This is a genomic window from Candidatus Coatesbacteria bacterium (genome assembly GCA_014728225.1).
Classification (GTDB): Bacteria; RBG-13-66-14; RBG-13-66-14; order RBG-13-66-14; family RBG-13-66-14; genus WJLX01.
The window spans coordinates 1-9,941 of record WJLX01000039.1; the positions used below are offsets into that span (position 1 = coordinate 1).

11 protein-coding genes are annotated in these 9,941 nt (G+C 67.9%); 6 read left to right on the forward strand and 5 right to left on the reverse strand.

Annotated features, from left to right (window positions below):
- The first annotated feature begins 298 nt into the window (after positions 1 to 298).
- Positions 299 to 784 (forward strand): DUF4440 domain-containing protein, encoded by a 486-nt coding sequence (locus GF399_02825; protein ID MBD3399247.1) that lies wholly within the window; start codon positions 299 to 301, stop codon positions 782 to 784.
- A 270-nt stretch (positions 785 to 1,054) separates the two neighbouring features.
- Here the strand turns inward: GF399_02825 and GF399_02830 are convergent, their stop codons facing one another.
- Positions 1,055 to 1,657 (reverse strand): hypothetical protein, encoded by a 603-nt coding sequence (locus GF399_02830; GenBank protein MBD3399248.1) that lies wholly within the window; start codon positions 1,655 to 1,657, stop codon positions 1,055 to 1,057.
- 272 nt (positions 1,658 to 1,929) lie between these two features.
- Here GF399_02830 and GF399_02835 point away from each other — a divergent pair, with 272 nt between their 5' ends.
- The 5 genes from GF399_02835 (at position 1,930) to GF399_02855 (ending at position 6,118) form a co-directional block, all read left to right on the forward strand.
- Complete coding sequence (locus GF399_02835) at positions 1,930 to 2,586, forward strand: hypothetical protein (GenBank protein ID MBD3399249.1); 657 nt, start codon at positions 1,930 to 1,932, stop codon at positions 2,584 to 2,586.
- Between the two features lie 14 nt (positions 2,587 to 2,600).
- Positions 2,601 to 2,930, forward strand: coding sequence for a helix-turn-helix domain-containing protein (locus tag GF399_02840; protein ID MBD3399250.1), 330 nt, complete (start codon positions 2,601 to 2,603; stop codon positions 2,928 to 2,930).
- A gap of 183 nt (positions 2,931 to 3,113) precedes the next feature.
- A complete protein-coding gene (locus tag GF399_02845) occupies positions 3,114 to 3,965 on the forward strand; it encodes an ATP-binding cassette domain-containing protein (GenBank protein MBD3399251.1) in 852 nt (283 codons plus the stop codon).
- 12 nt (positions 3,966 to 3,977) lie between these two features.
- The gene (locus GF399_02850; protein ID MBD3399252.1) at positions 3,978 to 5,111 is read left to right on the forward strand and encodes an ABC transporter permease subunit; all 1,134 of its coding nucleotides are present in this window, start codon (positions 3,978 to 3,980) and stop codon (positions 5,109 to 5,111) included.
- Entirely contained in the window at positions 5,111 to 6,118 is a 1,008-nt protein-coding gene (locus GF399_02855) for a hypothetical protein (protein ID MBD3399253.1), read from the forward strand. Before GF399_02850 ends, GF399_02855 begins: the two co-directional genes overlap by 1 nt.
- A 154-nt stretch (positions 6,119 to 6,272) precedes the next feature.
- Here the strand turns inward: GF399_02855 and GF399_02860 are convergent, their stop codons facing one another.
- The 4 genes from GF399_02860 to GF399_02875 are packed head-to-tail and all read right to left on the reverse strand — an operon-like array spanning position 6,273 to position 9,628.
- Complete coding sequence (locus tag GF399_02860; protein ID MBD3399254.1) at positions 6,273 to 7,613, reverse strand: thymidine phosphorylase; 1,341 nt, start codon at positions 7,611 to 7,613, stop codon at positions 6,273 to 6,275.
- Entirely contained in the window at positions 7,595 to 8,377 is a 783-nt protein-coding gene (locus GF399_02865) for a hypothetical protein (GenBank protein MBD3399255.1), read from the reverse strand. The genes GF399_02860 and GF399_02865 overlap by 19 nt, the downstream gene beginning before the upstream one ends.
- Positions 8,374 to 8,988: a hypothetical protein gene (locus GF399_02870; GenBank protein ID MBD3399256.1), complete on the reverse strand. Its 615-nt coding sequence runs from the start codon at positions 8,986 to 8,988 to the stop codon at positions 8,374 to 8,376. Before GF399_02870 ends, GF399_02865 begins: the two co-directional genes overlap by 4 nt.
- A complete protein-coding gene (locus tag GF399_02875) occupies positions 8,969 to 9,628 on the reverse strand; it encodes a hypothetical protein (protein MBD3399257.1) in 660 nt (219 codons plus the stop codon). Before GF399_02875 ends, GF399_02870 begins: the two co-directional genes overlap by 20 nt.
- Positions 9,629 to 9,941 lie beyond the last annotated feature (313 nt).

The following is a 9,941-nucleotide window of genomic DNA, read 5'->3' on the forward strand; positions in this document are numbered from 1 at the left end:
GGCCGACGGCAGATGAAAAATGTGAGAGTTGCGGCGGGAAAGATACCCATCGACCCAGATAGACGAAGCTACCTAGAGCTAAACGCAAAGAGATAGCTCGTATTTTCCGGCTGAGCGTTGCGGCGGCCGCCGCGGCCGGGGTGGTCGGCTTATCCGCGAAAACAGCAGCCACATGGCGGCACATCAAAGGTCTCGCGAACTGTTGGGCTACGCCGACGTCGCCTAAAACCACCACGCTGGTTTCAAGCGCAACTCCAGGGTTTCCATCACCTGTTTCTATCGCAAAAGGAGATCGCAGATGCCGCGAAACACGACGGTTCTGGTGCTGATGGCGGCCGTGTGCGCCGCGACCCCCGTCGCTGCGGCGGCGGACGCCGACGAGGAAGCGCTGCTGGAGAGAATCAACGAAGCCAACGCCCTGATCGACCAGGCCGCCCTCGATGATGACTACGAAACCTTGGCCTCGTTCTACACTGAGGACGTCGTCGTCCTGCCGAATAACGAGCCGCTGATCGTCGGTCGCGACGCCTTCATCGAGAACGAAAAGGCCGCCCGGGAGGCGGGTTTCGCCGTCGTCTCGATCGAGTCGACGATCGCCCGGGTGTTCAGCGCCGGTCCTCTCATCCACGAGATCGGGACGTACGAAGTGACCCTTCAGGTTCCCGGACCACCCTACCCGATCACTGACACCGGCAAGTACCTGGTCATCTGGGAAATCCAGCCCGATGATACCCTCAAGATCAAGCTCGAGATGTGGAACAACGACAGAATGCCCGATTATTGATCCCCGGACGCGGCTGAGCATACTGAGCCGACTGACCCGGCTCTGGCGGTCGGGGGTTCTATTCCCCCACCTTCCCCCCCGGGGCCTGCTGAAGAGGCCCCGCTTCTTTGATGCCGGCGCCCTGATACAGTTTGCCTTATCCGGGACGTGAGCTGACGCCGCCGCCGGTTTTCGCCGGCCCTGTAAGGCGGAGTCTTCCGACCCGGCCACGGGCGGGAGTAACCTCCCGCCCCTGCAGGGATGCCGACGGGGGCCGACTTCTCCACTGGCTCAGTCCGCGGGCTTGACGATCACTTCGACCAGGTGGCAGTAGTTGTGGTCCGAGTTCTCCCAGCTCGGCGATCCCTGGGGATCGTCGGTATACCAGCAGGCCCCGGAGCCCGGGTAGTTGATCAGGGTCAGGCCGGTGCCGGCGCCGGGATCGACCAGCTCCTGCCGTTCGTCGTATTCGCCGTAGACCCAGGCGGGGTGGAAGACCTCGCCGGCCTCTAGGCTGACGCCGTCGTCGTCGAGGGAGACCTCGTGCCAGCCGGTCTCGGCGGGGATGCTGGTGTAGCGGGAGAGCAGGGTCGGCCCCGTCGGCCGGCCGTTATCATCGGCGTAGAGCAAGGCCTGGAAAGGGATCTCGCCGTCGTCATCCCCGACGGCCGCAGCGTTCCAGTAGACCCGGTAGCCGACGAGGCGGCAATCGAAGGGCGCGGTGAAGCTGGTCGCCAGGGGTGAATAGTAGACCCAGGAGTAGTAATCGGCTCCGACGTCGGGCTCGACCCAGTGGAGGATCGTCCGCTCGTTGGCGTCGGCGCGCTGGAGCTGCTGTGGGGCGGCGGCGCCGATACTCGATACCAGCGCCAGCAGCAGGAGAATTCTCTTCATCGTCGCTCCCCGGTTGATCTGTAGTCGGCGGATAGTACGCATACGTCATCGACGGGGGATATGTCCCCAAAGTGGTTTTCGCTTGTCGACTGACACTCTAGCGGAAAGCATGGACTACGGTCCAACCCGCCCGCCGCCGACCCGGACGTCTGTCGGAAAAAGCCCTTGACGAACCCGGCACCGTCGGCTATACTGTAGCCGGTTTGTGAGGAAAACCAGTCTTTAACCCTCCGTTTGAAGGTCTTCTCTAGCCGTATTCAAGGGTTGACGAGATGAAGAAAACGCCCGACCTGCCCGCGGATATCCGCCGCAGCCTCGAAGACCTGCGCCACCTGCGCCGCCTGGTCGACGAGAGCGGCAACAGCGCCCTCTTCCGCCAGGTGTCCCGCTCCATCAGCGGGCTGTTCCTGCTGATGGGCGTAGCCTCCATCGTCATCGGCGTGGGGATGCAGTTGATCTACGACTACGCCCCGGCGGTCATCGCCGGCCTGCAGAAATCGACGGTGCTGTGGATCGTCGGCCTGCTGGCCCTGGCCGTGTTCACCACGCTCAAGAGCATCGGCATCGCCCGCGCGGCGCACAAGGAGGGTTACTCTCTCCTCGGCGTCATCGGCAGGATGCTGCGCGGCGAGTACCTGCGGCTGTTGCCCTTCGCCGTCGTCGCCGCCCTGGGGGCCGTCCTGCTGGCCCGGGCCGGTCTGGAGCGCTACCTGTTCGGCTTCCTCTCCGCCGCCGCGGCGGCCATGCTCGTCGGTTTCACCACCATCGTCCGCCTGCGCAGCCTGCTGGTGCTGGGGCTGTGCATCCTGGCCCTTTCCCTGCCGGCGACCTTCGTGCTCCACGGTTACCCCTTCTACAAAATCGCCGCCTGCTGGGGCCTGCCCCTGGTGGTCTTCGGCCTGATCGACGACGACCCCGCCCCCAGTTGAAGCGGGACGCTCTCATGGACGACGCCGTCAAAATCTTCAACCTCAACCCGGTGCTGCACCAGCGCACCCGGATGGCGATCATGAGCCTGCTCTGCACCGCCGCCGAGCCGCTGGAGTTCACCCGGCTGCTCAAACGGTTGCAGTTGACCAAGGGCAACCTGGCCCTGCACCTGCGCAAGCTGGAGGAGGCCGGCTACCTCAAGGTCCACAAGGAATTCGTCGAGCGCATCCCCCGCACCACCTACATCCCGACGACGACGGGCCGCCGGGACTTCACCGCCTACCTGGGCCTGCTGGAGGAGATCATCGCCGGGGCCCGGGAGGATGAGGAGGAGGAGAAGTGAGTATGAGCGCCCGCCCCCCCCGCCAAACACCCGGCCGCCCACACCTCACCCGCGCCGCCGTCTTGGAGCGCCGGGCGTTGGAGGAAGCGATGGCTTTTCTTGGCCGTCAAAGTTTGCACTACAAACTAGTATGCGGGCCCCGCAACAACCCCCGCAACCGTTGACCAACGGGAGGAAACCAGCATGATCTCGGTGAAGAATCTCCACTTCCGCTACGCCAAGGACGGGGACGAGGCCGTCGCCGGTATCGACTTCGAGGTCGCCCCGGGCGAATGCTTCGGCTTCCTCGGCCCCAACGGCGCCGGCAAGTCCACCACCATCAAATTGTTAACGGGTCAACTGCCCCTGCAGACCGGCCGGGTGAGCATCCTCGGCCACGACCTGGCCAACCCCGGTGTCGAGTACTTCGAGCAGATCGGCGTCAGCTTCGAGCTGCCCAACGTCTATGACAAGTTCAGCGTGCTGGAGAACCTGGAGTTCTACCGCCGGCTCTACTCCGGCGACACCCGGAAGCCCCAGGAGCTGCTGGAGCTGGTCGGCCTGACCGACGCCGCCGACAAGCGCGGCTCCGAGTGCTCCCGCGGGATGCTCCAGCGTCTGGTCTTCGCCCGGGCCCTGATCCCCAAGCCCCGGGTGCTGTTCCTCGACGAGCCCACCGGCGGGCTGGACCCGGATATCGCCCAGGTCATCCGCCGGGCCATCCAGCACCAGATCGATGACGGAGTGACCGTCTTCCTGACCACCCACAACATGTACGAAGCCGACAGCCTCTGCGACCGGGTGGCCTTCATCCACCGCGGCGCCCTGGCCGCCGTCGACACCCCCCACGACCTCAAGCTGGCCCTCGGCGAGCGGATGGTCGAGGTCGAGGTCGTCGAGGACGGCCGCTCGGCGACCCGTGAGCTGTCCCTGGACGACGAGGCCGACCGTGAGCGGCTGGGCCGCTGGCTGGCCGCCGGCCGGATCGTCACCATGCACACCAAGGAGGCGACCCTGGAGGACGCCTTCGTCAAGCTGGTCGGCCAGCGACTCTAGGAGGTGAGCGGTATGCTGAACCGTATCTGGCAACTGACCCGGGCCGACCTGCGCCACATCGCCCAGAGCAACCTGATCTGGATCACCGTGGCCATGGTGGTGCTGGGCGTCGTTCTCGGCCACCTGCTGAGCTCCGGCGACGTCGAGGTCGTCGAGGGCCTCTACATCCACGACGCCAGCGGTGACGAGCTGGCCCGCCGACTCGATCCGGCCCTGGAGCGGGAAGGCTTCCGCCGGGTCGGCCTGACCGCCGACGGCCTGCCCGAGACGCCCCAGGAGAACCACTTCGCCTGGCTGCCCTCGGAGAAAGCCGTCGAGGAGGCCGTGCGCGCCGTCGACGTCGGCTTCGGCCTGATCATCGACAAACAAGACGGCCGCTACACCTTCCAGCATCTGATGCCCGACCTGCTGCCCGCGACCACCCAACGGCTGACCGCCCAAACGACGACTCCCTGGCTGAGGGAGCTGCTCGGCGGCCCCTCGGGGCTCACCGAGCCGCCCCGCGAGCTGCTGCCCGGTTACTCCTGGAGTGAAAAACCCCCGGCCGGGCGCGCGATCATCCCGCTGTTCGTCTTCGGCGAGGCCTTCATCATCGGCCTATGGTTCGGCGCCGTGCTGATGACCGGCGAAAAGAGCCGGGGGACCATCGACGCCCTGCGCACCAGCCCCGCCGGGATGGGGGAGATCCTGACCGCCAAGGCCCTGGCTCTGGCCCTCTTCGTCCTCGCCGAGGCCTTCGTCACCATCGTCGCCGTCTGGGGCGTCTTCCCCGGTCTGGGGTTGGCCCTGGTCAGCGCCGTGCTGATGTGCCTGAGCGCCGCCGGGCTGGCCTTCCTGTTGGCCGGGTTCTTCGAATCCCTCACCGGCTTCATCATGGTCGGCGCCCTGGCGACCTTCGTCATCAGCTTGCCCGTCAACTCCCTTTTCATCGCCAACTTCCCCGAGTTCGCCTTCCTGCCCACCCACCCCATGCTGCAGTTGTTGCGCGAGGCCTTCTTCCCCACGGCGCAAAGCGGCGTAGTCTGGCCCAACCTGGGCTACGCCGCGGCCTGGACCGCCGGGTTGCTGGCCGTCGGTGGCTTCGTCTACCGCCGCCTGCTCTGGGGGGTCTCGCTGGGGATCAGAGCCGGAAAGGAGGCCGCCTGATGCTCAAACGCCTGACGACCTCGCTGGGCCGCGAGTACAAGTACCTGTTTCGCAACCGGATGGTCCTGTTCGGCCTTTTCGGCCCCCTGTTGATGGTTTTCATCCTCCAACTGATCCTTCCCGCCGCCACCAGCTTCGAACTCGAGCTGGCCGTGAGGGAGGAACTGCCCGCGGCGGTCCGCGACGAACTGGCCGGCCTCGCCGAGCTGGTCGTCGCCGCCGACGTCGACGAACTCCACGCTATCACCGCCCGCTTCAGCGACACTCCGGGCGTCGTCCTGCGTGACGGCCGACTGACCCTGCTGCTCCAGGGCAACGAGGCCGACAACGTCGTCGAGGCGGCCGGCCGGGCCGTCGCCGTCGCCCAGGCGGTCCTCGATGGCCGACCGCCGCCCCAACCGGACATCACCGTCGTCGTCGACGAGGACAACGCCCTGGCCCGCTGGCGCGGCATCTTCGCCCGGACCTTCGCCCTGTTCGGCATCACCGTCGGCTCCCTGGCCGTCGGCTTCTCGCTGATGGAGGAGCGCCTCTGCGGGGTGACGGCGGCCCTGAGCGTCAGCCCGCTGCGCCGGGGCGAGTACCTGCTGGGCAAGACGCTGGCCGCCGGGCTGCTTTCCCTGGTCCTGCCCCCGCTGATCTATCTGCTGTTGGGCGTCGGGGCCGACTGGGGCGCCCTGCTGCTGGTCTCCGTCGTCGGCGTGACCGTCGGCGCCGGGATCGGGATGCTCCTCGGCCTGTACGCCGACTCGGAGATGCAACTGATGACCTACTTCAAGGCCCTGGCGGTCATCATCTTCCCGCCGATCGTCGCCGCCCTCGTCCCCGCGGCCTGGCATCCAACGATGTGGTGGCTGCCCACCTACTGGCTGGGCCGGGGCTACGCCGCCGCCGCGGCGGCGGACTGGAGCGCCCTGCTCCTCCCCCTGGGCGTCGCCCTGGCTTTGGGCCTCGGGCTGCTGCTCTTCGCCGCCGCCCGGCTGCGTCACCGGCTGGAAACGGGCTGAGCAATCGGCTCAACCGGACAAAAGAAGGCGGGGGATCCAACCCCCGCCTCGTTCCATTGCTGGAGGAAGGTTCATTTCCCCAGCCGGCTAGCGGGCTTCGAGCGGTGATCAACCGGCCGCGGGCCGCCGCCCTTCGTCTCGGCGTGAAAGATGCTTAGTCGACTACCCGGTGGATCAGATCCCGCGGTGTCGGTTTATCGTCGCCGATGCCGACGGACTCGGCGAAGGCCCGCGCGGCGGCGTCCAGACGCGCCGGCCGACTGGTCTGCAGCACGGCCAGGACTTGCCCCTCCTCGAGTCGCTCGCCGCGCTTGGCGAGGAGCCGCACACCGGCGGCGGGGTCCACCGCGTCGGCCACGGTGCGTCGGCCGGCACCCAGCAGCATCGTCAGACGCCCGATCCGCCGGGCGTCCAGGCGTCGCAGATAGCCGGAGCGCGGGGCCGCGATCTCCCGGCTGACCACCCCGGCGCTCTCCCGCTCGGTGAAGGCCTCCAGGTCGCCGCCCTGGGCGGTGATCATCCGGGCGAAGACCTCGCGGGCGGCGCCGTCGTCCAGGCGGGTCGTCGCCGACTCCCGGGCCGTGGTGATCGAGGCGGCCAGTCCGGCGCTTTTCAGCCCCCGGGCGGCCAGCTCCAGGGCCAACCCGCGCACGTCGGCGGGGCCGCGGCCCTCGAGAACGTCCAGGGCCTCCTCGACCTCGACGGCGTTACCCACGGCGTTACCCAGGGGCTGGTCCATGGAACTGAGCAGGCAGACGCAGCGACGGCCGCAGTCCCCACTGACCCGTACCAGCCGCCGGGCCAGCCGCTCGCAGGTCCGGCGGGAGCGGAAGAGCGCCCCGGCGCCCGTCTTGACGTCGATGACGAAGGCCTGCGCCCCGGCGGCCAGCTTCTTGCCCAGGATGCTGGCCACCACCAGGGGCGGCGAGTCGACGGTGGCCGTCACGTCGCGCAGGTGGTAGAGGGCGGCGTCGGCCGGGGCCAGTTCGGCGCTGTGCCCGGCGATGAAGCAGCCGTTGTCCCGCAGCAGACGGCCCAGCTCGGCGGGCTCGTAGTCCAGCCGCAAGCCGGGGATCGACTCCAGCTTGTCCAGGGTGCCCCCGGTGTGGCCCAGGGCCCGGCCGGACAGCTTGGGCACCGCTGCGCCGCAGGCCGCCAGCAGCGGCACGACGATCAGGGACAGCTTGTCGCCCACCCCGCCCGTCGAGTGCTTGTCCACCAACGGCCGCTCGATCCCCGGCCACTCCAGCCGCTCGCCGGAAGCGGCCACGGCCCGGGTCAGGGCCAGGACCTCGCGGTACTGCAGGCCGCGCAGGTAGGCGGCCATCAGCAGGGCGCTGAGCTGGTAGGCGGGCACCGGGGCGGTTTCGGGCTCGGCGGCCCAGTCGGCGGCGGCCGCCGCCACCCGGCGCCAGTCGTCGTCACGCAGGCTCTTGCCGTCGCGCTTGCGAGCGATCAGATCGGGAAAGTCCAAGCTCAACCCTCCGTCGCCGATTCCTCGGCGGTCTCAGGCGGTGTCGTTTCCATATCCCCGGCCCCGTCGCCGGTGCCGTCCTCCGTCGTCGCCTCGTCCGCCCCGTCGGTTTGCTCATCCTCGTCGGAGACGACGACGGGCGGCGGCGGGGGCTCGATCGAGACGCTGTGGCAAAGGTCGGCGAACTCGCCCTCCAGGGCCGCGGCCTCTCCGGCGTAGCAGTAGGCGCTGAACAGATGACAGGTTCCCTCGACCAGCACCAGGCAGACCTCGTTATGGGCCTGCGCCGTACCGCCGCCGAAGGTTTCCTTGTGATCCCGGTAGATCAGGGTGGCGGCGTGGTAGAGCCCCTGGAAGCCCAGTTGTTGACGGACGAAGGTCGGCTCCTCGACCCGCTCGGCGATCAGGTCGCGCAGATCTTCGAGCAGCGTCGGCCCGGGGTCGCGACCCAGGGCCAGGGCCCGCGCCGTGGCCGGAGGCGCCTGGGGCAGCTCGTAGATCTCCAGGTAGGCGATCTCGTCGGCCCGGCCCGCTCCGGTCACCCGGGCGAAAAAGACCCGTCCACCGTAGGACAGGTTGCGCCAGAGAGCGTTGGGCGTGGTCAGGGTATAGGGGCCGATCCGCCAGGTTTTGCCCGGACCGGCGACGGCCGCGTCCGCGGTGTCCTCCTCCTCCGTCGTGCGCACGGTGGGACCCGCCTGGTCTTCCCGGCCGCCGTTCTCCCCGCCGCAACCCGCCAGCAGGATCACCAGCAACGAAACCGGGATGACGCGCCGGGCGCTCATTCGGTTTCCGGCAGCAGCCGCCGTCCGGCGTGAGTCAAGCCCGCCAGCAGCGTGTCGATCTCGCCTTCCAGCGTCTCGGTCTCGTCCAGATAGCCGCAGCCGTGGACGAAGTGCAACCCGTCGCCGGCCAGCAGCAGAACGGCCGTATTGAAACAGGGTGCGGTCTCGGCATGGTGCAACTGCTGCTGGAGATCGTCGAAACGCAGCATCACACCCAGGGTCGGCTCCCGCCAGGTCCACGCCGCGCCGCTCCACTGCGTCACCTCCGTGCGGGCCTCGATCTCCCGGCGCAACAGGCCCTCCAGGTCGGCCAACACCGCCGTCACCGTCCCGTTCTTTCGCGCCTCGTCTTCGGTGTCCAGGTAGGGGCCGAAGGGTTGGACCCGCAGGTAACCTAGAACCTCCCCGCCGCCGGAGCGCTCCCGCCGCACCAACCGCAAAGCCGACGAGCCGGTGTCGCGCTCCCAGGCGTCGTGGGGTGTAGCGACGGCGTAATCGTCGACCGTGATAGTCGTCTCCGGCCCGTGTTCGACGGCGCAGCCGCTCGCAGTGAGGAGCACGCTCAGGAGCAGAAAACGGCGAACGGCGGAGCTAGAGATTCCAGTCGCCATCGAACTCCTCCAGCTCCTCCAGGGCCTCATCGGTCAGGGGATCGAATTCCTCGTCCAGGGCGGCGCCGTCGCCGGTCTGGAACTCGATCTCGTCCTCACCGAAGTCCAGGCTGTCGTAGAGGGCCAGGATCTCCCTTTCGAGGTTCTCCTGCGCCACGGCCAGGCAGCCCGCGTCGACGAACCAGTAGCGGTTGCTGACGAAGTACAACCGCTCGATGTGGTACTGCTCGCTGCCGCCGCTGCGATCGTAGTAGCTGTAGCCCACCGCCAGGTAGGGGTCGGTGTAGAGGCGCGGCCGCAGGTTCTCCAGCCGCACCTGATTGCCCGAGTATTCGATCTGCTCGCGCAGGACATCCGCCGCTTCAAGCAGGAACTCCTCCTCCGAACCCGTGTTGCGGATCTGGGTCTCCGTCTGCAGCCCCTCGCCGCCGTAGTAGACCTTGAACTCGCCCAGCAGGCTCGTGCGGTAGTAGCGGCGCACCAGCAGCGAGTCAGCGCTTCGCACCGGTCGCCACTCGGCGTTTGGGGTGACCACCTCGGCCAGGCCCCAGGCGACGCGCCGCTCGCCGCTTCGCGGTTCCGCCGCGCAGCCCGCCAGCAGCAGCGGCGGGACGATCAACAGCCATGCCAACCGACGCACCGGGCCTCCCTCCCCGCCCCGTCGCGGGGGCGTCCGTTCAGCTCCGCCTCCACCGTCGAGGGCGGTCCTTTCATCAACGCTTTAATCGTACACGAGGCGCCCGGCGATGTCCACCGCGACGGACCGCGGGAGCTTCATCCCCGGGGTCCGCCCTTCAGGAGTAATTTACGATGGGATCGTCTACCGTCTTCGGACCGCCAGCTGTCTGGAACCTGCTGATAACATCCGGGATGGACTGTGATATTCTGCCGCGAAAAAGGGGGGGGCAACAAGTGGCGGAAAACCGAGCAACCGACCGGCCCAGTTGTTGCCC